21 protein-coding genes and 2 riboswitches are annotated in these 20,380 nt (G+C 65.4%); of the genes, 13 read left to right on the forward strand and 8 right to left on the reverse strand.

The genetic code is table 11. The features are described 5' to 3' along the window. Nucleotides 1-43: 43 nt before the first annotated feature. Both C2I19_RS15200 and ald read right to left on the reverse strand, forming a co-directional pair. Nucleotides 44-796: a gamma-glutamyl-gamma-aminobutyrate hydrolase family protein gene (locus C2I19_RS15200; protein ID WP_103903525.1), complete on the reverse strand. Its 753-nt coding sequence runs from the start codon at nt 794-796 to the stop codon at nt 44-46. A gap of 17 nt (nt 797-813) precedes the next feature. Next, nucleotides 814-1,938 carry an alanine dehydrogenase gene (ald, locus tag C2I19_RS15205; protein ID WP_103903526.1) on the reverse strand — a complete coding sequence of 375 codons (1,125 nt, stop codon included), beginning with the start codon at nt 1,936-1,938 and terminating at the stop codon, nt 814-816. A 214-nt stretch (nt 1,939-2,152) separates the two neighbouring features. Between ald and C2I19_RS15210 the strand changes: the two genes are divergently transcribed. Both C2I19_RS15210 and C2I19_RS15215 read left to right on the forward strand, forming a co-directional pair. Then, nucleotides 2,153-2,698, forward strand: coding sequence for a cupin domain-containing protein (locus C2I19_RS15210; protein WP_103903527.1), 546 nt, complete (start codon nt 2,153-2,155; stop codon nt 2,696-2,698). A 129-nt stretch (nt 2,699-2,827) separates the two neighbouring features. Further along, nucleotides 2,828-4,315 carry an aldehyde dehydrogenase gene (locus C2I19_RS15215; protein WP_103903528.1) on the forward strand — a complete coding sequence of 496 codons (1,488 nt, stop codon included), beginning with the start codon at nt 2,828-2,830 and terminating at the stop codon, nt 4,313-4,315. Nucleotides 4,316-4,343: 28 nt separating this feature from the next. On the opposite strand, the gene C2I19_RS15220 is transcribed toward C2I19_RS15215, so the two are convergent. Further along, the gene (locus C2I19_RS15220; protein ID WP_103903529.1) at nt 4,344-4,811 is read right to left on the reverse strand and encodes a MarR family winged helix-turn-helix transcriptional regulator; all 468 of its coding nucleotides are present in this window, start codon (nt 4,809-4,811) and stop codon (nt 4,344-4,346) included. Between the two features lie 71 nt (nt 4,812-4,882). Here C2I19_RS15220 and C2I19_RS15225 point away from each other — a divergent pair, with 71 nt between their 5' ends. From C2I19_RS15225 to C2I19_RS15235, 3 genes are all read left to right on the forward strand, one after another. Next, nucleotides 4,883-5,326 (forward strand): GNAT family N-acetyltransferase, encoded by a 444-nt coding sequence (locus C2I19_RS15225; RefSeq protein ID WP_103903530.1) that lies wholly within the window; start codon nt 4,883-4,885, stop codon nt 5,324-5,326. A 94-nt stretch (nt 5,327-5,420) separates the two neighbouring features. Next, entirely contained in the window at nt 5,421-6,257 is an 837-nt protein-coding gene (locus tag C2I19_RS15230) for a substrate-binding periplasmic protein (protein WP_103903545.1), read from the forward strand. 15 nt (nt 6,258-6,272) lie between these two features. After that, a complete protein-coding gene (locus C2I19_RS15235; RefSeq protein ID WP_158253727.1) occupies nt 6,273-7,079 on the forward strand; it encodes a substrate-binding periplasmic protein in 807 nt (268 codons plus the stop codon). 56 nt (nt 7,080-7,135) lie between these two features. Here the strand turns inward: C2I19_RS15235 and C2I19_RS15240 are convergent, their stop codons facing one another. Further along, nucleotides 7,136-7,744 (reverse strand): FMN-dependent NADH-azoreductase, encoded by a 609-nt coding sequence (locus tag C2I19_RS15240; protein WP_103903532.1) that lies wholly within the window; start codon nt 7,742-7,744, stop codon nt 7,136-7,138. 106 nt (nt 7,745-7,850) lie between these two features. On the opposite strand from C2I19_RS15240, the gene C2I19_RS15245 reads away from it, so the two are divergent. The 4 genes from C2I19_RS15245 (at nt 7,851) to C2I19_RS15260 (ending at nt 12,956) form a co-directional block, all read left to right on the forward strand. Beyond that, nucleotides 7,851-8,792, forward strand: coding sequence for a LysR substrate-binding domain-containing protein (locus C2I19_RS15245; RefSeq protein WP_103903533.1), 942 nt, complete (start codon nt 7,851-7,853; stop codon nt 8,790-8,792). A 40-nt stretch (nt 8,793-8,832) separates the two neighbouring features. Continuing rightward, nucleotides 8,833-9,378, forward strand: coding sequence for a GNAT family N-acetyltransferase (locus C2I19_RS15250; RefSeq protein ID WP_103903534.1), 546 nt, complete (start codon nt 8,833-8,835; stop codon nt 9,376-9,378). Between the two features lie 181 nt (nt 9,379-9,559). Then, a complete protein-coding gene (locus C2I19_RS15255; protein WP_233201214.1) occupies nt 9,560-11,917 on the forward strand; it encodes a DUF3141 domain-containing protein in 2,358 nt (785 codons plus the stop codon). A 101-nt stretch (nt 11,918-12,018) separates the two neighbouring features. After that, nucleotides 12,019-12,105: riboswitch (glycine riboswitch) on the forward strand. Between the two features lie 4 nt (nt 12,106-12,109). Then, nucleotides 12,110-12,207, forward strand: a riboswitch (glycine riboswitch). Between the two features lie 134 nt (nt 12,208-12,341). Continuing rightward, nucleotides 12,342-12,956 carry a trimeric intracellular cation channel family protein gene (locus tag C2I19_RS15260; protein ID WP_103903536.1) on the forward strand — a complete coding sequence of 205 codons (615 nt, stop codon included), beginning with the start codon at nt 12,342-12,344 and terminating at the stop codon, nt 12,954-12,956. A gap of 264 nt (nt 12,957-13,220) precedes the next feature. On the opposite strand, the gene modA is transcribed toward C2I19_RS15260, so the two are convergent. Both modA and C2I19_RS15270 read right to left on the reverse strand, forming a co-directional pair. Next, nucleotides 13,221-13,964, reverse strand: coding sequence for a molybdate ABC transporter substrate-binding protein (gene modA / locus C2I19_RS15265; RefSeq protein WP_103903537.1), 744 nt, complete (start codon nt 13,962-13,964; stop codon nt 13,221-13,223). An 84-nt stretch (nt 13,965-14,048) separates the two neighbouring features. Then, entirely contained in the window at nt 14,049-14,948 is a 900-nt protein-coding gene (locus tag C2I19_RS15270; RefSeq protein WP_103903538.1) for a LysR family transcriptional regulator, read from the reverse strand. 97 nt (nt 14,949-15,045) lie between these two features. On the opposite strand from C2I19_RS15270, the gene C2I19_RS15275 reads away from it, so the two are divergent. The 4 genes from C2I19_RS15275 to C2I19_RS15290 all read left to right on the forward strand — a co-directional run bounded on the left by C2I19_RS15275 (nt 15,046) and on the right by C2I19_RS15290 (nt 19,315). After that, nucleotides 15,046-16,227: a M20 aminoacylase family protein gene (locus C2I19_RS15275; RefSeq protein ID WP_103903539.1), complete on the forward strand. Its 1,182-nt coding sequence runs from the start codon at nt 15,046-15,048 to the stop codon at nt 16,225-16,227. A 57-nt stretch (nt 16,228-16,284) separates the two neighbouring features. Continuing rightward, nucleotides 16,285-17,454: a porin gene (locus tag C2I19_RS15280; RefSeq protein WP_103903540.1), complete on the forward strand. Its 1,170-nt coding sequence runs from the start codon at nt 16,285-16,287 to the stop codon at nt 17,452-17,454. A 35-nt stretch (nt 17,455-17,489) separates the two neighbouring features. After that, entirely contained in the window at nt 17,490-18,782 is a 1,293-nt protein-coding gene (locus C2I19_RS15285) for an MFS transporter (protein WP_103903541.1), read from the forward strand. Between the two features lie 152 nt (nt 18,783-18,934). Next, on the forward strand, nt 18,935-19,315 hold the full coding sequence (locus tag C2I19_RS15290) for a hypothetical protein (RefSeq protein WP_146056832.1): 381 nt from the start codon (nt 18,935-18,937) through the stop codon (nt 19,313-19,315). Nucleotides 19,316-19,346: 31 nt separating this feature from the next. Here C2I19_RS15290 and C2I19_RS15295 read toward each other — a convergent pair whose 3' ends face one another. Next, nucleotides 19,347-19,919, reverse strand: a complete 573-nt coding sequence (locus tag C2I19_RS15295; protein WP_158253728.1) for an SCO family protein — start codon at nt 19,917-19,919, stop codon at nt 19,347-19,349. After that, nucleotides 19,916-20,380: SUMF1/EgtB/PvdO family nonheme iron enzyme (locus C2I19_RS15300; protein WP_158253729.1), on the reverse strand; the 465-nt coding region annotated here is incomplete at its 5' end. The genes C2I19_RS15295 and C2I19_RS15300, both read right to left, overlap by 4 nt.

The raw sequence follows: 20,380 nt of genomic DNA on the forward strand, positions 1-20,380 counted from the left end.
CAAAACGCGCGCAGGGTTCACCGGCCGGCGCGCGGAACCGCCATCATCCCCTGGAGGCCCTCCTCGCGCGGCAGGCCTCGCCGAAAGCGCCGAAAATCGCCTGCGACAGCGGGTTTTCCCAATAGCGCCACTCCGGATGCCATTGCACGGCGAAGGCGAAAGCCTTGGCGTCGCGTACCCGGTAGGCTTCCACTAGGCCGTCTTCAGCCTGCGCCTCGGCGTCCAGCCCCGGCGCCAGCCGCTTGATGCCTTGCTGGTGCAGCGAATTGACCCGCGCGCCGCGCTGACCGGTCCACGCCGACAGCAAGCCGCCGTCGACAAAACTGACCTCATGCGACATCGCGTACATCTCGGCCAAGTCTTCGCTTTCCGCCTCGCGGTGGTCGTTGAGTCCCGGCTGCTCCTGCACATGCTGGTGCAGCTCGCCGCCCAGCGCGACATTGATCTCCTGGAAACCGCGGCAGATGCCCAGCAGCGGGATGCCGGCGTCCAGCACCATGCGGATCAGCGGCAAGGTGGTGGCGTCTCGTTTAGGGTCGTGCAGCGTGCCTTCGCGGCTGGCCGGGCCGCCGTAATGATGCGGCTCCACATTGGACGGCGAGCCCGGCAGCAGCACGCCGTCCAGCGAAGCCAGCGTGGCGCGCAGCAAGGCCTCGTCGCCCAGCGACGGGATCAGCAGCGGCAAGCCGCCCGCGCCGCCCGCCGCGGCTGCGATGTATTTGTCGCCCACCGCATGGAAAGGCAGCAGGCCTATCGTTTTCAGATCACATGGTATGCCGATGATGGCTTGCGACATGATGAAGCGGCTCCTGTTCAGCTGGCGGCCTTGATGGCCTCTATCGGATCGACATAGGAATAACCGAGGTCTTGCGCCACCGCCCGGTAGGCGACGCGGCCGCGGCAGATGTTCAGGCCGTTGCGCAAGTGGGCGTTGTCCAGCAAGGCCTGGCGCCAGCCCTTGTTGGCCAGCTCCAGCGTATACGGCAGCGTGGCGTTGGTCAGCGCCTGGGTGGAAGTGCGCGCCACGCCGCCCGGCATATTAGCCACGCAGTAGTGGACGATGCCGTCCACGGTATAGATAGGATCCTGATGAGTGGTAGGCCGGCTGGTTTCGAAACAGCCGCCCTGGTCGATGGCCACGTCCACCAGCACCGCGCCCGGCTTCATCGTCTTCAGCATCGCGCGCGTCACCAGCTTGGGCGCGGCCGCGCCCGGGATCAGCACCGCGCCTATCACCATGTCGGCATCGCGTATGCTTTCGTCGATATTGGCGCCGTTGGACATCAAGGTCTTGATGCGGCCGCCGAACACCATGTCTATCTCTTTGAGACGAGTCAGGGATTTATCGAGGATGGTGACGTCGGCCCCAGCGCCCATGGCCATGCGCGCGGCGTTCAGACCCACCACGCCGCCGCCTATCACCACGACCTTGGCCGGGGCCACGCCCGGCACGCCGCCCAGCAACACGCCGCGGCCGCCCTGCGCCTTTTCAAGCGCGTGCGCGCCGGCCTGGATGGCCATGCGGCCGGCCACTTCGGACATCGGCGCCAGCAAGGGCAAGCCGCCGCGCTCGTCGGTGACGGTTTCATAGGCGATGGCGACGGCGTCGGATTCGATCAGCAGCTTGGTCTGCTCCGGGTCCGGCGCCAGGTGCAGGTAAGTGAACAGCACCTGGCTCGGACGCAGCAATCGGCACTCCACCGGCTGCGGTTCCTTGACCTTGACTATCATGTCCGCCCGCTCGAACACCTCTTCCGCATTGGAGGCGATGGACGCACCCGCCTGAATGTACTGTTCGTCGGTAAAGCCTATGGCCAGGCCCGCATGGGTCTGCACCAACGCCTTGTGGCCGTGAGCCACCAACTCGCGCACGCCGGAGGGAGTCAGCCCCACCCGGTATTCGTGATTTTTGATTTCCTTCGGAACGCCAATCAACATAGTCGCCTCCAGGCAGGTTCTGGTTCAGGAAACGCGCAGTGGAATCCGTTTAAGAAAATTCACATCGCGCTTGCCCTTTCCAACTGATTCTGACTATAAAAGCTCACCCTTGCAAAGATATTTGATTTTGCGACGCAGCAAGCACATTGGGCCTGCTACGCTGTACAATGCCCCAATTGTCTAAAATTATTAACATATTGATGGAGCAGGAAGAATGGATGTCGGCGCGCGCTTGAGAATGGTCAGGACAAGGCTCGGCTTGTCGCAAAGAGAGCTGGCCAAGCGGGCCGGCGTCACCAACGGCACCATTTCGCTGATCGAACAAAACCGCGTCAGCCCTTCCGTCAGCTCGCTGAAAAAAGTGCTGGAAGGCCTGCCTATCACGCTGGCGGAATTCTTCACCTTCGATGCCGAGCCCAGCCAGCCGCGCGTGTTCTACCAGGCGGACGAGCTGCCCAACCTCGGCAACGACGACATCAACCTGATGCTGGTGGGCACGGCCCACGACAAGCGCGACATCGCCATCCTGCGCGAGCGCTATCTGCCCGGCGCCGACACCGGCCCGGACATGCTGGTGCACGAGGGCCAGGAGGGCGGCGTCATCATCCGCGGCAGCATAGAAGTGACGGTAGGCAATGAAAGCCGCGTGCTAGGGCCCGGCGATGCCTATTACTTCGACAGCAAGCTGCCGCACCGTTTCCGCAATGTAGGCGACGATATTTGCGAGATGGTCAGCGCCAGCTCGCCCCCCACCTTCTAGGTCAAATGGCCGATCGCTCCGTTCGCGGGGCATCCGCTCCTACCGCGCTCGCCCCAATGGCGCGTTGATTGAAATCTGCAGTCCCTTGTCAGTCTGAAACTCAATAACAGAATCCATGAGGAGAGCCGCATGTCCCGCAGTCACGAAGAATGGAAGCAATACGCAGCAGACCTGAAAATAGAAGGCCGCGCCTTCGTCGATGGCGAATATAGAGAAGCCGCCGACGGCAAGCGCTTCGATTGCGTCAATCCGGCAAGCGGCGCCAAACTGGCCGAGATCGTCCATTGCGGCGAAGCCGAAGTGAACGCCGCAGTGGAAGCCGCCCGCCGCGCCTTCGACTCCGGCGCCTGGTCCGAACTGGCACCGCGCCAGCGCGGCGCCATCCTGAAGCGCTTCGGCGCGCTGATCCGCGGACACGCGGACGAACTGGCGCTGCTGGAAACCCTGGATGCCGGCAAACCCATCGGCGACACCACCACGGTGGATGTGCCGGGCGCGGCTTATTGCGTGGACTGGTTCGCGGAAGCGATAGACAAAATCGGCGGCGAAGTGGCCCCAGTCGACCCCAAGCTGGTGGGACTGGTGACCCGCGAGCCGGTGGGCGTGGTGGCCGCCATCGTGCCGTGGAATTTCCCGATCCTGATGGCCAGCTGGAAATTCGGCCCGGCGCTGGCCGCCGGCAACGCCGTCATCATCAAGCCCTCGGAAAAATCGCCGCTGACCGCCATCCGCCTCGCCGCCCTGGCCAAGAAGGCCGGCATGCCGGACGGCGTGTTCCAGGTGCTGCCGGGCGCCGGCGACGTCGGCCGCCTGCTGGCGCTGCACATGGATGTGGATTGCGTGGCTTTCACCGGTTCCACCGCCGTGGGCAAGCTGATCGCCGGCTACGCCGCGCAGTCCAATCTGAAGCGGGCCTGGCTGGAGCTGGGCGGCAAATCGCCCAACATCATTCTGCCGGACTGCCCGGACCTGGCGCGCGCCGCGCGCGCCGCCGCCGGCGCCATTTTCTACAATATGGGCGAAATGTGCACCGCCGGCTCGCGCGTGCTGGTGCACAAGGACATCAAGGCACGCTTCCTAGAAGCGTTCAAGGAAGCCGCCGCTGGCTACTATCCGGGCGATCCGCTGGACCCGGCCACGTCCATGGGCGCCATCGTCGACGATATCCAGTACCGCAAGGTGCTGGGCTACATCGACAAGGGCCTCAGCGAAGGCGCCGGCCTGATCGTGGGCGGCAAGGCTGCCCACGTCGACAAGGGCCTGTTCATCGAGCCGACAGCCTTCGACTGCCCCAGCGACCAACTGACCATCTGCCGCGAGGAAATCTTCGGACCGGTGCTGTCCGTCATCACTTTCGAGAGCCTGGATGAGGCCATCCGCATCGCCAACGACACGGAATACGGCCTGGCAGCGGCGGTATGGACCGCCGATCTGTCCACCGCCCATAAAGTGTCGCGCCGGCTGCGCGCCGGCACGGTATGGGTCAACTGCTACGACGAGGGCGGCGACATGAACTTCCCGTTCGGCGGCTACAAGCAGTCCGGCAACGGCCGCGACAAATCGCTGCATGCGATGGAAAAGTACACCGAACTCAAGAGCACCTTGATCAAGCTGTAAACGACTGCCCGCGCAGGCGCGGCCCGGCTCAAGCCTGGCCGGCCGCCTGCCTCACCAGCCAGCGGCGGATGGCCGCCTCTTCCTCGGCCGACAGGCCGCCCAGCATGGCGGTCTCCAGCGCATACACCCGTTTTTTGCTCTCCGCCAGCAGCGATGCACCCTTCGCGCTGAGCTGCAGCTGGACAATGCGTCCATGGCTGGCGTGCGGCGTAGCCTCCACCAAGCCCGCCTTCTTCAAATTGGCCACGATTACGCTGACAGTCTGCGGCGTCAGCAGAGCCAAGCGCGCCAGATCGGCATTGGAATGCCCCGGGTAGGCCGCCAGCATGGTCAGCACCACGAACTGCGGCGGCGTGACGCCCAGATCAGCCAACGCCCTCTCCGTTCTCAAGTGATGCGCCGCGGCCGCCTGCCGCAGCAGATAGCCGATATGGCCGCCCTCGCCCCTTTTGCCCTCTCCGGCTGCCGGCGCCTCGGCCATCGATGACTTGCTCATAATATCAAAGCTCTGATATGTTGTGGGTTGTAAGAATTCTGACATCTATTTCTAGCCACGAGGATACCATGATGAGCCTGGAAATCCGCGACATCGACACGTCTGAGGGCCTGCGAGCCTGCTTTCCGCTGATGCGCCAACTGCGCCCCCACCTGTCCGGACCGGATGAACTGGTGGAACGCTGGGAGCGCCAGCGCCGGGAAGGCTACCGCTTGCTTGGTTTGTATCAGGACGAGCGGCTGGTCGCCCTGGCGGGTTGGCGTCCCACTGAAAACCTGGTCCATGGCAGACATATGTATGTCGACGACCTGGTCACCGACGAGAGCTGTCGTGGACAAAAGTTGGGAGAAGCGCTGTTGAATCATCTCAGGCGGCTGGCAGGCCGACACGATTGCGCCAAGCTGTTGCTGGACACGCCGATGGCCAACACCCTGGGCCATCGTTTCTACTACCGCCAGGGCCTGGTGGCCACGGCCCTGCGTTTTCTGCAGCCTTTGCGCGATCCGTCCGCTTGAATCAGACAAGCGGGCGGCCTTGGCTATAATCAGCGGTGAATAAACCATGCGCCGGCCGGGCAGTCCGCCGGCCGCAGCCACGGATTCCGGATTCATGCCAGTCGCCGCACCGCATCGCCGCAACGTGTTACCGCGTTTCCTCCTCGCCTTGGCCCTGCCGGTCTTGTCGCTCGGCCTCTTCGCGCAGGCCTGCGCCAATCCCGCTTGCCCCAATGGCCCCCTCAGGATCGGATTCTATAAATTCGGCGCCGCCTATCGCGACGGCAAGGGCTATGACGTGGATCTGGTGCGCGAACTGGCCCGGCGGCTGCGCTGTCCGATAGCCGAAGAACTGAATCTGCCCCGCGTTCGCGCGCTGAAAATGCTGGAAACCGGGCAAGTCGACATCGGCACCTCCACCCTATCCACGCCGGACCGCCAGGCCTACGCCTGGATCTACATCTACAATCACACCAAGAACATGGTACTGCTGCAGGCCTCGGTCAAATCGCGCACGCTGCCCGACCTGCTGAACGACCCCGCCGTGCGCTGGGGCAAGGTCCGCGGCTATCGCCATAGCCAGCAGCAGGATCAGTGGCTGGCGCAGATGGAAGCCAGGCGCAAGCTGGTGGTGGCCGACGACGAAGACGATCTGTACCGCATGCTGGACGATGGCATCGTCACCGCGATTTTCGCCCATCCCGCCAGCTATGGCCGCTGGCTGCGCGATCCGCAGGTAGCCAGGCGCATCGCGGTGCTGGACCTGTTTCCAGCCGGCGAAACGCTGGCGGGCGGCATCGCCCTGAGCAAGGCGCGTTTCAGCCGCGACGCGGCCGAGCGCTGGCACCAGGAAGTGCTGAAGATGTACCAGGACGGCAGCCTGTTCGACATTCTGCGGCGCCACCTCAGCGAGGGCGCCGCCAGACAGATGACGCAGCAAGCGCTGGAGTGAGCGATGGGAGGTGGAATGGCAAACGCGTTTCGAAACCTGGCGGCCTGCGCCGCCGCGCTATGGCTGGCCGCGGCCGATGCGGCGCCCAATCCGGCCTGCCCCAACGGCCCGGTGTCCATCGCCTACTTCGACTACGGCGCCGCCTACCACGAAGGCAAGGGCTACGATGTCGAAACGCTGCATGAATTGGTCAAGAGAATGGGCTGCCCCATCCAGAGCGATGCCGAATATCCGCGCATACGCGTGCTGAAGCTGCTGGAAATCGGCCAAGCCGACCTCAGCGCCTCGACCACGGTCACGCCGGAGCGGCAGCGCTATCTGTGGATGCTGCCTTACCACTACACCAAGAACCTGGTGCTGCTGCGCCCCGGCGCGCAGGCGGAAACGCTGGATGACCTGCTCAAGATACCAGACCTGCGCTGGGGAATGGTTCGCGGCTACCGCCATGGCCCCGCCGGCGACAAAATGCTGGAGGAGCTGGCCCGGCAAGGCAAAGTGGCTGTCGCCGCCAACGATGACGACTTATATAAAATGGTATGCGGCGGCGTCGTCACCGCGGTCTTCGGCATTCCCATCAGCTACGACCCTTGGCTGAGCGCTCACCCGAACTGCCAACGCATCGTCATCCGCGACATGTTCCCCGACAGCGAAACCAGTCCGGGCGCCATCGTGCTCAGCAAGCAACGCTTCAGCCAACAAGCTGCGGAGCTGTGGCAGGCGGAGTTGCGCCGCATGTTCCGGGATGGCTCGATACGCGCCATCATGCTGCGCTACTACAGCGCGCCGGCAGTGGACAAACTGCTCAAATCGCTGGGCGACTGACGCCATGCAAAAGACCCGCCGGCATGCCGGCGGGTCTCGTCTTTGTCGCGGCGGACTTACAGAGCCAGCTTGGCGACAGCCTCCTTGGCCAGATGGATGGAAGTGGCGCGCTTGTCCGGGCCCATGCCTATGGCTTCGGCGCGGATGATTTCCACGTCGCTCACGCCGAGAAAGCCCAGCACCTTGACCAGGTAGTCTTCCTGGAAGTCCATCAGGCTGCCCTGCTCGCCGCTGTGCACGCCACCGCGGGCCGACACCACCACCACTTTCTTGTTCGGCACCAGACCCACCGGGCCGGTTTCCGTGTACTTGAAGGTGCGGCCGGCGGCGGCCACGCGGTCAATCCAGCTCTTCAACTGCGTCGGGATGGAAAAGTTGTACATCGGCGCGCCGATCACCAGCACGTCGGCGGCGATGAATTCCTCTATCAGTTGATCGCTCAGCGCCGCCTCGCTGCGTTGCAGCGGAGTCCAGTCGGCTTCCGGCGCGAATCGCGTGCCGACGATCTCGCCGGACAGGTGGGCGATCGGGCTGGCCGCCAGGTCGCGGTAGCTGGTTTCCACGTTGGCGTGGCGCTGGCGCAGGGTGTCGGCTACGACGGCGGACAGTTCGCGGGTGACGGAGTTGTCGGCCAGGATGCTGGAATCGAGATGGAGCAGTTTCATGTTCAGGTCCTTCGTTGTCGGGTAGGAATGAGTGCATGATAGGCATGCGCAACAATCCAGACTAGACTGCTAAAATCGGAAACATTGTTCCATTGGTGAAACAATAATGCAGGATCTGAATGACTTGATGTACTTCGCCAAGGTGGTGGAGCACGGCGGATTCATGGCCGCGGGCCGCGTGCTGGGCGTGCCCAAGTCCACGCTGTCCCGCCGAGTGGCGGAGCTGGAAACCCGGCTGGGCGTGCGCCTGCTGCAAAGAACCACGCGCCGGCTGTCGCTGACCGAAATCGGCAACCAGTACTACCAGCACTGCCAGGCCATGCTGGCCGAGGCCGAGGCCGCCGACGAGGCCATTCTGCAAAGCAGCGCCGAGCCTCGCGGCCTGATCCGGGTCAGCTGCCCGGAGCTGTTGTGCAAGACCATGCTTAGCGCCGCGCTGCCGCGCTTTCTGGCCCAGCACCCGCAGGTCCGAGTGCTGCTGGAATCGACCAATCGTCGGGTAGACCTGATAGAAGAAGGCGTGGACGTGGCGCTGCGCGTGCGAAACGTGATCGAGGACAGCGCCAGCCTGGTAGTGCGGCGGCTGGGCAAAAGCCGGATGATCCTGGTCGCCAGCCCGGACTTGCTGGCGCGGCATGGCGAGCCGCAATCGCCGGAGCGGCTCGCCGCGCTGCCCTCGCTGGCGATGAGCCGGCCGGATGGCCGCGGCCAATGGGTGCTGCTGGACAATGTGGGGCAGAGCTACACCATTCATCTGGACGCGCCGCGGCTGATGACGGACGACATGATCGCGCTGCTGGAGGCCGCCATCGCCGGCATAGGCATCGCCGCGCTGCCGGCCAATGTCTGCCACCAGGCGCTGGCGGACGGCAGGCTCAAGCATATCCTGCCGCAGTACGACTTCCCCTGGGGCATACTGCACGCGGCCTTCCCCACCCGGCGCGGCCTGTCGCCGGCGGTGCGCGCCTTTCTGGACTTCATCGCCGAGGAGTTGATCAGCGATGAGATGGCCGGAGACTGGGGCCGCGCCGACATTCGCCCGGCATGACATTTGCTTGATTTGAATATCACCACCAGGAAACCAAGCCATGTTCACGCTGCGCCCGCTGACCGAATCCGACTCCATCGAACAATTGACAACCCTGCTGCACCGCGCCTACGCCCAGTTGGCCGCGATGGGCCTGCGCTATACCGCGGTGGACCAAAGTCCCGACGTCACCCGCCGCCGCATCCGCGGCGGCCACTGCCTGCTGGCCTGGCACCAGAATGCGCTGGCCGGCACCGTAACGGTGCACGGCGCCCTGCCCACCTCCCAATGTCCGCAGTTCCGCCACCCCGACACCGCCGTGCTGGTGCAGCTGGCCGTGGATCCGGAATATCAGGGCCTGGGCCTGGGCGAATGGCTGATGCGGGCGGCTGAAGACTGGGCCAGCGCCCAAGGCTGCGCGGCCATTCGGCTGGATACCGCGCGCGACGCCATCCATCTGGTGAGCCGCTACCAGCGCCGCGGCTACCGCATGGAAGCGCCGCTGCAGTGGCCGGACAAAGCCTACCAAAGCGTGGTGATGGTCAAATCGCTGGAAACTCCGCGGCCCGGCGAGGCTCGAACCGGTAGTTGCAGCGCAACAAATTGATGGCCGCGCGCCACAAATCCGGCGCAGACCATTCGCATTTATTGCATTGCAGCACATAACGAGTACAGTGGCAGCCATGGCCCCCGTGGCCGCCGCACCGTTTCCACTTATCCAAACGCAAGGGGTTGCAATGTGGTCAGCTACTGCAGTTCGAGCAGGAAATCTTCCGTTCGCCCAACCGTTGTTTGATTACTGGCTGGACGCCTGCCAGCGCGGCATCCTGTACTGGGACACCCTGTACCGCCGCGGCGCCACCTATCTGGAACACTGCGAGAGCGGCAAGCCGCCGGTGCTGGTGTTCGACTACGAAATCATCATGGACGCCCGCGAGCTGCCCGATCCGGCCAACTACGCGCTGGCAGCCATCCAGCCGCCGGCCGGCTGCCCGGCCACCGACCCGTCCCGCCGTCCCTTCGTCGTCATCGACCCGCGCGCTGGACACGGCCCCGGCATAGGCGGCTTCAAGATGGACAGCGAAATCGGCATCGCGCTGCAGCAAGGCCATCCTTGCTATTTCGTGATGTTCTTCCCGCAGCCCGTGCCGGGCCAGACCATAGAAAGCGTGGCCAAGGCCGAAGGCCACTTCCTGGCCCGCGTCAACGAGCTGCATCCGGACAGCGACGGCAAACCCTTCGTCATCGGCAACTGCCAGGGCGGCTGGGCGCTGGCCATGCTGGCGTCCGTCGCGCCGGAGCTGGTCGGCCCCATTCTGCTGGCCGGCTCGCCCTTGTCCTACTGGGCCGGCGTGCGCGGCAAGAACCCGATGCGTTACGCCGGCGGCCTGAACGGCGGCACCTGGAGCGCCTCGCTGGCCGGAGACCTGGGCAACGGCCATTTCGACGGCGCCCACCTGGTGGAAAACTTCGAAAAGCTGGACCCGGCCAACACGCTGTGGAAGAAATCCTACAATCTGTACTCCAAGGTGGACACCGAGCCGCAGCGCTATCTGGATTTCGAGCGCTGGTGGGGCGGCCACTATCTGCTGAACAAGGCGGAGATGGAATGGATCACCCAGAAGCTGTTCGTCGGCAACGAGCTGGTCCACGGCAAAGTCACCAACCACGACGGCACCATGCGCGTGGACATGCGCAATATCCGCTCGCCCATCATGGTGTTCGCCTCCTGGGGCGACAACATCACGCCACCGCAGCAAGCGCTGAACTGGATCGCCGACCTGTACGACAATGTGGAAGACATCCGCAACAACGAGCAGACCATAGTCTATTGCCTGCACAACAAGGTGGGCCATCTGGGCATCTTCGTCTCCTCTGGCGTGGCCAATAAGGAGCACAGCGAATTCGCCAGCGCGCTGGACCTGATAGATGTGCTGGCGCCGGGCCTGTACGAGGCGGTCATCGAAGACATCGCGCCGGACGCGCCGGGCCAGGAGTACATCGAAGGCCGCTACATCATCCGCTTCGAAGCCCGCGATGTATCCGACATCCTGGCGCTGGACGACGGCCGCGACGACGAGCAGGCCTTCGAAGTGGTGAAGCGAGTATCCGAGATCAACCAGGGCGTGTATGACCGCTACCTGTCGCCCGCTGTGCGCGCCTTCAGCAACGAGGCCGGCGCCCGCCTGCTGCGCGAACTGCACCCCGCCCGCTTCGAACGCACGCTGATCTCGCCCAAAAACCCGTGGCTGTGGTGGCTGCCCGCCCTTGCCGAGCAGACGCGCGCGCAACGCCGCCCGGTGGCGGAGGACAATCCGCTGTGGCAATGGCAAGAGCGCATGTCCGATCTCATCGTCCAATCGCTGGACCGCTACCGCGACCTGCGCGACGCGGCGCAGGAGCAGCTGTTCCGCTCCATCTACGAATCGCCGCAACTGGCCACGCTGGTGGGCGTGCAGCCGGCGGGCGAGCCGCGCAGCCAGGCGCTGGCTTGGGAAAGCCGCGAATTGGCCCGCCTCAAGCGCGAGGCGCTGGACCCGAGCTTCGAGCACGGCACGCTGGCCGACGGCTTCGTGCGCTTGCTGCTCTACGTCAGCATAGGCATGGGCGTAGTGGACGAGCGGCCGTTCAACGCCATCCGCCGCGTGATGCGCGACGTGCGCCATGAATACCCGCTGACGCTGATGCAGCTGAAGGACATCGTGCGCCACCAGGTGGCCTTGGTGCGCCTGGATGCGCCGCGCGCGCTGCGCGGGCTGTCGCTCCTATTACCCGAACCGCACCGCCGCCATCAAGCATGGATGCTGGCGCGCGATCTGCTGGCCTTGAACGGCCCGATTCCGGCCGAGCATCAGGCTCGGCTGGACGAAGTGGCCAGAACGCTCGAACTGCAACCGTCTCCGACCGCCACCATCCTGCCCGGCGCGCCAGCGCCCGCAGCGGCGGAAATCAGCCACGCCGCGACCCCGGAACCGGTCCAAGCCGCCGAGCTGAGCAAAACAGCCAGCGCCGCCTCTGCGACGGCGGCTCAGGCCAAGCCCGCCCCCGCCAAAACCGGCGCCGCGCGCAAACCCGCGGCCAAGCCAAACGGCCAGACCCCGCCTGCACCCAAGACGGCGCGGCCGGTAGGCAAAGACGAAGCCTGATTCGCCTTGCCGCCATCCAACCGCCGGCCTCCTATCGAGGCCGGTTTTTTTCGCCATCCGCGGCAAGCGCATTGACCAATTAAACAGAAAAAGCTAATATTCAACCCTCTGCGGGAGAGAGGGGCCATGCCCCCGCCGAAGACGCAAACTCCCATAATCGCTCAGGCAAGCCGTACCGCAGCGCATCATCGTTTCAAGCCGATTGGAGAGAGGCCGCCCTGCGCGGCCCACCGAAGGGGCAAGCGGCCGCCGGCCGCGCAACTCTCAGGTAAAAGGACAAGGGGAGAGGCTGTTCCGCACGCCGGAATTCCACTCAGGAGACTGCCTTGTCCGAACGAGCCATCGTCGGCGCTCGGCCTATGCCCGCGCCTTCCCGTTTATCCCATTCCCGCGCCCGCGCGCTTGCCTCTCCCGAGGTTTGCCCATGCTGAGCCTGATCTACCTGATCGCCATCACCGCTGAGGCCATGACCGGCGCGCTGGCCGCCGGCCGCCGCCGCATGGATATTTTCGGCGTGGCCGTCATCGCGTTTCTCACCGCCCTGGGCGGCGGCACCGTGCGCGACATCGTGCTGGGCCGCTATCCCATAGGCTGGACCCAGCACCCGGAGTACGTGCTGCTAGTGGTGGCCGGCGGCCTGGCCGCGGTGCTGATCTCGCGCTACATGCGCCATCTGAATCGACTGTTCCTGCTGCTGGACGCGTTGGGGCTGGTAGCGTTCACCGTCATAGGCTGCGACGTGGCCCTGGGCATGGGCTACCACCCTGTCATCGTGGCCATGGCCGGCATGATCACCGGCATCGCCGGCGGCATTCTGCGCGACGTGCTGTGCAACCGCGTGCCCGTCGTGTTCCGCCGCGAGCTGTATGCCAGCGTGTCCTTGCTGGTGGCCATGCTGTATCTGGGTCTGGAGGCGCTGCATGCGCCGCATGATTGGAACATAGCCGCCAGCTTCGCCTTCGGCCTGGCCTTGCGCATGGCCGCGCTGTGGCGCAAATGGCGGCTGCCGGTCTTTGCCTACATCCACGATCACCACTGACCTCCCGCGCCGCGCCCCGACTGGATCCTATTGCCCGCTTGAACTGAATAGTTTAAGAGGCGCGCCGAATCCGCCGGACGGGAATTCGCGGCAGGCAGGGGCGGCCCGCGGATACCGGGCGCGGGGGCGCCCCTTGGTCCGCCAGCAGGCGGCAGCAACATGAAATATGGCCCGCGCCTCATGCACGCCTTCCCGCCGCCGCCTCATCATCTCGGCGACACAGCGCCTGCCGCGCCGGGCTCCACGTCCGGGGTATCGCCTCCGTCACGGCTTGGCATATCCATACGCGCGCCAGATCTTCAGCGACTCGGGATTGAACAGGTATTCAAACAGTTTTCGAGCGTCCGGTTGGCCGGCCGCCGGTCTCAGCAACGCCGCCGTTTGCCGGATGGGCGGATGGGTATCCGGCGGGATTTCCACCCAATGCCCTTTGCCCAAGCGCGAGTGTTCCAGCACCTGAGACTTGGAAACAAAACCGCCGGCCACCTTGCCGGACTCCACCAGCGCGGCGACGTGGGCGACATCCGGCGCTTTGACGAAACGCGGGCGCAAGCGCTCAGCCAGCTGGTAGTGGTTCAAGCTGTATAAAACCGCCCGGCCATAGATGCTGCCCTCGGGATCCGGCAGCGCGATCATCCCCCTGCCTTGGCGCAGCCACTCCAGCCAGCCGCTCTCATGAAAATCCGCATCCAGCGACCATAGCACTAAGGAACCCAAACCAAAGATGCGCGGTTCCTCCAGACAGCGCCCCTGCGCCTGCAGCTTATGGGTGTATTCGTCGCTAGACGAGATATAGATTTCATACGCGGCGCCATTGGCAATCTGCGAGGCCAGCGCCACCGGAGGACCATAAGCCACCTTTACCGTTACGCCGGTCTTTGCCGTGAAATTTTTGACGATCTCATTCAACGCCGGCTCGGTATTGCTGGCGGCGGCTACCGTGACCGGCGCGGCATGGGCAATGGCCAATGCGCAGGCCAGCAGGCACGCTGCCAATATCTTCGGCATGATGGACTCCCTGGACTTCACGATTCAGCATAGGGTATCCGCCGCAAACAAAAATGGCCCAGCGCCCCGAGGCGGCATGCATGATCAAACAGTCTGCGCTTCGCGGATGCGGGCGATGAGCCACTCCGCGGCACGGCTCAGCAGCGCGCCCTTGCGCACCAGCAGCACCAGGCTCAGGCCCGGCGGCCGCTGACTGAGCGGCAGTTCAACGAAGCGCTGCGCCGTCAATGTCGCCTGCAAGGCCAGATTGGACATCGGCACCACCGCGTCCATCGTCATCAACAGGCCGCATAACAGCACATTGGAGGTGCAGCACGTCATGCGCTCGGGCGGCGCCAGCCCCTCGCGCGCGAACATGCCATGCACAAAGCGCTCATAGTGGCCGCTCATGTCGGTATGCAGCCACTCGGCCTGTCGCAATGCCGACAACTCGGCGGCATGCCGCAACGGGCTTTCTGCGCGAACGGCAAAGCCGGATGGCGATTCGCGCAGCCGCTCCACCCGCACGAATGGATCGTCTGGCGGCGAGGCGAAAGCGCCCAGCGCGAAATCCAGTTGGCCGCTGCGCAAGCCGTCCAGCAACTGCTGGCTGTCCAGCTCCAGAAAATCCACTTTCACCTGCGGCATGGCCCGGCGGAACGCCGCGAACGCCTGCGGCAACACCTCCAGTCCGGCCAATGGCGTCAGGCCGATGCGCAGGCTGCATTCTCGCCCGGAGCGCAATCTATCCATTTCCCGCTCCGCCCGCTCCAATTCGCGCATGACCAGCCGCGCGTAGCCCAACAGCGTCTGGCCGGCATCGGTCAGGGTCACGCCCCAGGAATTGCGCAGCAGCAAGGCCACGCCCTGCTCCGTCTCCAGCTCGCGCAGCGCCTTGGTGATGGCGGGCTGCGTCACGCACAACGCGCGCGCCGCCGCGTTGACGCTGCCGTGGTCGGCCACCGCGGCCAAGGCGCGCAGCTGGTGATGCTTGAGCTGACTCATGGATAACTCCTGGTTATGGCTATCAATATTTGTGCTTATTCAAGGCAAATAGTTTTGCCTAGCATGGTTCGGCGCCTTTCAACCAGGAAACCAAGCCATGGCAAACGATACCTTCATCCTCCCGGAAATCCTGAACAGCCTGGATGAATTCATCCAGCTGCGCCGTCAGATCCACGCCCACCCGGAGCTGGGTTTCGAAGAAATGCAGACCAGCGAACTGGTGGCGGCCAAGCTCCGCGAATGGGGCTATGACGTGCATGAGGGCATAGGCCAAACCGGCGTGGTGGGCACGCTGCGCGCCGGCAATGGCAAGCGCGCGCTCGGCATACGCGCCGACATGGACGCGCTGCCCATCCAGGAAGCCACCGGCCTGCCCTATGCCAGCGTCTGCCCCGGCAAAATGCACGCCTGCGGCCACGACGGCCACACCGCCATCCTGCTGGCCGCCGCCAAATACCTGGCCGAAACCCGCCGCTTCAACGGCACGCTGCACCTGATCTTCCAGCCTGCGGAGGAAGGCCTGGGCGGTGCGCCGGCCATGCTGAACGACCGCCTGTTCGAGCGCTTCCCCTGCGATGCCGTCTATGCCCTTCACAACGCGCCCGGCCTGCCGGTGGGCTGCTTCGCGCTGAAGGAAGGCGCGATGGCCGCCTCGTCCGACAGCGTGGACGTGCGCCTGATCGGCGTGGGCGCGCACGGCGCGATGCCCAGCTTCGGCCGCGACCCCATCGTCGCCGCCTCGTCCATCGTGATGGCGCTGCAGACGCTGGTGGCGCGCAATATTCCCGCCACCGAGGCCGGCGTGGTCACGGTCGGCTCGCTGCATGCCGGCAAGACGCACAACGTGATTCCGGAACACGCCGAGATGAAGCTGACCGTGCGCTCGCTCAGCCGCGACGTTCACGCCACGCTGAAGCAGCGGCTGCATGAAACCATACAGCTGCAGGCGCAGAGCTATGGCGTGACCGCGCAGATAGATTACCGCGCCATCGCGCCGGTGCTGGTCAATACGCCCGATGAAACCCGCTTCCTGGCCGAGCTGATCCGCGAACAGGCCGGCGCGCAGCGCTTGATCGAGCCGCCGCAAGGCATGATGGGCAGCGAGGACTTTGCCTGGATGCTGGAAGAGAAACCAGGCTGCTACGTGCTGCTCGGCAACGGCACGGAAAGCCGCGGCGGCTGCATGGTCCACAACCCCGGCTACGACTTCAACGACCTGGCGCTGCCGGTGGGCGCCTCGCTGTGGGCGCGGCTGGCGGAAAGCTATCTGCGCGGCTAATGCGCGGCGCGATCAAGCCGGCGGCACAGCCGGCATCGCAAGACAAAGGAGAAACCAATGCTGCGTCACACCTGGCCGCCCCTGCTGGCGGCCTGTTTGGCCCCATTCGCGTGGGCCGACTCTTTCCTGCTGACCCGCCTGCAAGGCCTGCCGCAGTTCAACGGCACGCTGAAGGACGGCGGCGTCGCCCCATATGGCACCTTGGACCTGGGCGTCAGCTACTCGCAAGCCGGCGGCAAGCGCGCCTGGCAGCTGCAGAGCGGCGGCGAATGGACGTCTAAGTTCGGACTGGCCGGCCGCGAGCTATTGGGCGGTGGCTGGCGGACAGAATTCAATCTGGAGGCTGGCTTCAACGCCAACGACGGCACGCCGCAATCGCCCGGCATCCCGTTCAACCGCGAAGCCTGGCTGGGCCTGGAGTCTTCGCGCTGGGGCGCGCTGCGCCTGGGCCGCCAGCTCAACGCCGGCCTGCCGCTGTTCGTCGATCCGTTTGGGGCGGTCAATACCAACTCGGTCTACAGCTGGGCGGGCATGGGCGCGGTGCAGACGCCGCGCGGCGTCTTGCCCAATGCCGACCTCGGCCCCGGCTCCGCCCAGCTCGACAGCCGGCTGGGCCACGCCGCGAAATGGATTTCGCCGCGCGGCCAGGGCTTCAACGTCGAGTTGCTGCAGGCCGCTTCGCCCAACCGGCGCGCGCCGGGCAGCCGCGGCGCCATGTTGGCCCATCTGGAAGGCCCCCTATTCCTGGCCGCCAGTTTCAATCAGAGCTGGCAACCGCTGTCGCCGTCTGGTGCGGACTCGACGCGCAATGATTTCTACGGCCTGGCGGCGGTCTACGACATCGGCCGGCTGGTGCTGTCGGCCTCCCACACCGTCACCGTGCCGCGCCGCCAAGAGAACGGCATCGCCCGCGTCTACACCGCCGGCGCCATCGTCGCGGAAAAACGGCATGTCTACCGCCTGTCCACCGTCTACCGCGATACCTCTGGCGCGCGCGACTCGGCTGGACAAGCCATCGCCAGCTCCGCCATCGGCCTGATGCTGGGCTACGACTACAACCTGTCCAAACGCACGGGCCTGTACGCGCGCGCCGGCGCCATCCGCAATCTAGGCGGCTCCACCCTGATACTGAACGGCCAGCCGCTGCCCGCCGACGCGCAAGGCAGGCCGCAGTACGGAGTCTCGCCCGTCACCGTCGCCGTGGGCCTGTACCACAACTATTTCTGAAGCCGCTTGTCCCTATCCAGATCGAGGAACACATCATGAACAAGACGCTGACCGTCCCCGCGGCCGACGCGCCGGTAATGCACACCGCCTCGTCGCGCCGCACCATCGTCGCGGTATCGCTGGGCAACTGGCTGGAGCTGTACGACTTCACCGTGTTCAGCTTCTTCGCCGTGCTGATCGGCAAACTGTTTTTCCCGTCGCATAGCGAGTACGGCTCCTTGCTGATGGCGCTGGCCACCTTCGGCATAGGCTTCGTCATGCGGCCGCTGGGCAGCGTGGTGATAGGCCGCATCGCCGACCGCGCCGGCCGCAAGCCGGCGCTGACGCTGACCATCTGGCTGATGGCCGGCGGCACCGCGCTGATAGGCCTGGCGCCTACCTACGACAGCATAGGCGTGCTGGCGCCGCTGCTCATCGTGGCCGGCCGGCTGCTGCAGGGCTTCGCCGCCGGCGGCGAAGTGGGCGCGGCCACCAGCTTCCTGATGGAGTCCGGCGCGCGCAACCGCCGCGGCTTCATGGTGAGCTGGCAGATGGCCACCCAAGGCGGCGCGGTGCTGGCCGGCGCGCTCAGCGGCGCGCTGCTCAGCCATTTCCTCAGCGCAGAGGCGCTGGAGCGTTGGGGCTGGCGCCTGCCCTTCCTGCTTGGGCTGCTGGTGGGGCCGGTGGGCTTGTACATCCGCCGCCGTCTGGACGAAACCCATCACGCCGAGCCATCCGCCCAACCCGGCCTGGCCGAACTGATCCGCAGCCGCCGCGGCCAGCTCGCTCTTGGCGTCATGCTGATCATGGGCGGCACCGCCAATATGTATGTGGTCAGCCACTATCTGCCGTCCTATCTGATCAAGGTGCTGCACCAGCCGCCGGCCTCCGCGCTGCTGGCCGGCTGCGCGGCCGGACTGGTCCTGCTGCTGGCCTCGCCGCTGGCCGGCAAGCTGGCGGATCGCCTGCCGCGGCGCAAACCGCTGCTGCTGGCCGTCAACGCGCTGTCCGCGCTGCTGACCCTGCCCTGCTTCATGCTGCTGCAAGCCGCGCCCTCGATGCAGACCGCGCTGACCCTGGCGCTGACCTTGACCGCGCTGCTGGCGCTGGGCAGCCCCGCCGGCTTCCTGCTGGTCATGGAAGCCTTTCCACGCCATAGCCGCGCCACCGGCCTGGCCATCGTCTACGCCAGCGGCGTGACGCTGTTCGGCGGCTTCGCCCAGTTCATCGTCACCTGGCTGATCAGCGTCAGCGGCAACCCGCTGGCGCCGGCCTGGTACATCATGGCGTGCAGCTCGGCCAGCTTGCTGGCGCTGCTGGCCTTCCGCGAGGAACAGGCCGCGGACTGACGGACTGGCTTCGTGCCGGCCCCATTGCATACACACAGAATATTCCTTGCCATCTTATTTCTTGTGTACACAATGGAAGGAAGCGAAACCTTCCCGCGCTTTGCCGCATGCGGGTTTGCAAAGACCGCGCGCGGCGCGGCGAGGAGGACAGGATGGAAGTCGACCGTCGTTCCCGCATACACATCGAGCAGCCGGGCAAACCCCGGCTGTATCAGCTGGACGACCTGCCGGGCTACCTGCCGATAGGCGTCGTATCCGTGGGAAACCGCACCGGAGCGCTGCTCAGGAACAAAAGCAGCGGCGTCTACTGCATGGCCAACTCAGGGGTCATCCGCCCCTTGGACCAGCGGCGGATCAAGGCGGCGCTTGGCATAGGCAACGGCGCCGGCGCGCCGCTCAAGCTGGAAGGCGGCGCGCGCAGAAACGTCTACTTGGACGAGGCAAGCATAGCCATCGCCAGCCGGCTGGGAGGCGGCAACATCAGCGAGGGCATACGGCGCGCGCTCAAAGCCTGTTCCAAATCCGCCAAATAGCGGAGAAATAACACCGCTCCGTCGGCGGGAACTAGCGGCGCGTCAGCTCGCGCAGCTTGGCTAACAGGCCCGCATCCGGCTTCGTCCCTATGTCATCCGTCGCGGCCGCCACCCGCCCCTGGCGGTCCAGCAGCAGCACGCGAGTGCTGTGGTTGATCGTGCCGTCCTCCAGTCTGCGGTAACGTATGCCCAGCGCCGCCGCCACGCCGCGGGTGTGCTCATCGGTATCGCTGACGGCCCACACCCAGCCCGGGCCATCCATGCCATGTTCATGCGCCAGCCGCCGCAGCGAATCCGCGGTGTCCTCCTTCGGGTCCAGGCTGATCATCACCGCCGTCAGCTTGCCGCGCGCCGCAGCCGGCAGCGCCGCCACCGTAGCCTCCATATGGTGGAACACGATGGGGCAGGCCAGCTGGCAGCTGCCGTAGAACATCGTCACCAGCGCTGGTTTGCCGGCCAGGTCCGCCATTTTGAAGGGCTGCCCGTTCTGCGCCCGCATCGGCGCATCCAACTGGTACAGTGAATCGCCCGGCAAGGCCGCCGTCGCGACGTGGCAGGCCGCCAGCAACAGCGCGGCCGCCAGGCCATGGTTCCATCGACTCATGGTTTTCTCTCCACATCCGTATCCTTGGCCGCATCCTTGGCGCATCGAAAACCCATAGCTTGCGGCGCGTCGTTGCCGTTCAGCGCCACCAGCATGGCGATGCGCATCAGGATGGTGTAATTGTCCCGGTCGCCCAGCGACAGCGCCGCCGCTCCGCAAGTGGCCAGCGTGCGCTGCTCGCCTTGCGCGCGGCTGTCCGTCGCGACGAACAGGCCGTTGAAATCCTCCACCCACTCGTAGATGGAGCCGTGCATATCGCTGACCCGCCAGAAATTGACGTTCTGCCCCACCGCCGGCAAGCGGCGTCCACCCGGCTGTTCATACCAGCGCAGAATGCGCTCGCGCCAGGCCGGATCGTCGCGCGCGTCGGGGCGCTTGTCGTCCGCCGCCGCGGCCTTTTCCCACTCGTACCAGGTGGGCAGCCGCGCGCCTTCGCTCGCGCAGTAGGCGCGCGCCGCGTG

The organism is Chromobacterium alticapitis, from assembly GCF_002924365.1.
GTDB classification, from domain to species: Bacteria; Pseudomonadota; Gammaproteobacteria; order Burkholderiales; family Chromobacteriaceae; genus Chromobacterium; species Chromobacterium alticapitis.

What these genes read in the sequence shown, in the direction of transcription:
- C2I19_RS15280 (WP_103903540.1), top strand. Translation starts at nt 16,285, where the DNA reads ATGCTGCGTCACACCTGGCCGCCCCTGCTGGCGGCCTGTTTGGCCCCA.
- ald (WP_103903526.1), bottom strand. Translation starts at nt 1,938, where the DNA reads ATGTTGATTGGCGTTCCGAAGGAAATCAAAAATCACGAATACCGGGTG.
- C2I19_RS15285 (WP_103903541.1), top strand. Translation starts at nt 17,490, where the DNA reads ATGAACAAGACGCTGACCGTCCCCGCGGCCGACGCGCCGGTAATGCAC.
- C2I19_RS15270 (WP_103903538.1), bottom strand. Translation starts at nt 14,948, where the DNA reads ATGAGTCAGCTCAAGCATCACCAGCTGCGCGCCTTGGCCGCGGTGGCC.
- C2I19_RS15210 (WP_103903527.1), top strand. Translation starts at nt 2,153, where the DNA reads ATGGATGTCGGCGCGCGCTTGAGAATGGTCAGGACAAGGCTCGGCTTG.
- C2I19_RS15245 (WP_103903533.1), top strand. Translation starts at nt 7,851, where the DNA reads ATGCAGGATCTGAATGACTTGATGTACTTCGCCAAGGTGGTGGAGCAC.
- C2I19_RS15290 (WP_146056832.1), top strand. Translation starts at nt 18,935, where the DNA reads ATGGAAGTCGACCGTCGTTCCCGCATACACATCGAGCAGCCGGGCAAA.
- modA (WP_103903537.1), bottom strand. Translation starts at nt 13,964, where the DNA reads ATGCCGAAGATATTGGCAGCGTGCCTGCTGGCCTGCGCATTGGCCATT.
- C2I19_RS15200 (WP_103903525.1), bottom strand. Translation starts at nt 796, where the DNA reads ATGTCGCAAGCCATCATCGGCATACCATGTGATCTGAAAACGATAGGC.
- C2I19_RS15215 (WP_103903528.1), top strand. Translation starts at nt 2,828, where the DNA reads ATGTCCCGCAGTCACGAAGAATGGAAGCAATACGCAGCAGACCTGAAA.
- C2I19_RS15230 (WP_103903545.1), top strand. Translation starts at nt 5,421, where the DNA reads ATGCCAGTCGCCGCACCGCATCGCCGCAACGTGTTACCGCGTTTCCTC.
- C2I19_RS15235 (WP_158253727.1), top strand. Translation starts at nt 6,273, where the DNA reads ATGGCAAACGCGTTTCGAAACCTGGCGGCCTGCGCCGCCGCGCTATGG.
- C2I19_RS15240 (WP_103903532.1), bottom strand. Translation starts at nt 7,744, where the DNA reads ATGAAACTGCTCCATCTCGATTCCAGCATCCTGGCCGACAACTCCGTC.
- C2I19_RS15250 (WP_103903534.1), top strand. Translation starts at nt 8,833, where the DNA reads ATGTTCACGCTGCGCCCGCTGACCGAATCCGACTCCATCGAACAATTG.
- C2I19_RS15220 (WP_103903529.1), bottom strand. Translation starts at nt 4,811, where the DNA reads ATGAGCAAGTCATCGATGGCCGAGGCGCCGGCAGCCGGAGAGGGCAAA.
- C2I19_RS15225 (WP_103903530.1), top strand. Translation starts at nt 4,883, where the DNA reads ATGAGCCTGGAAATCCGCGACATCGACACGTCTGAGGGCCTGCGAGCC.
- C2I19_RS15275 (WP_103903539.1), top strand. Translation starts at nt 15,046, where the DNA reads ATGGCAAACGATACCTTCATCCTCCCGGAAATCCTGAACAGCCTGGAT.
- C2I19_RS15295 (WP_158253728.1), bottom strand. Translation starts at nt 19,919, where the DNA reads ATGAGTCGATGGAACCATGGCCTGGCGGCCGCGCTGTTGCTGGCGGCC.
- C2I19_RS15260 (WP_103903536.1), top strand. Translation starts at nt 12,342, where the DNA reads ATGCTGAGCCTGATCTACCTGATCGCCATCACCGCTGAGGCCATGACC.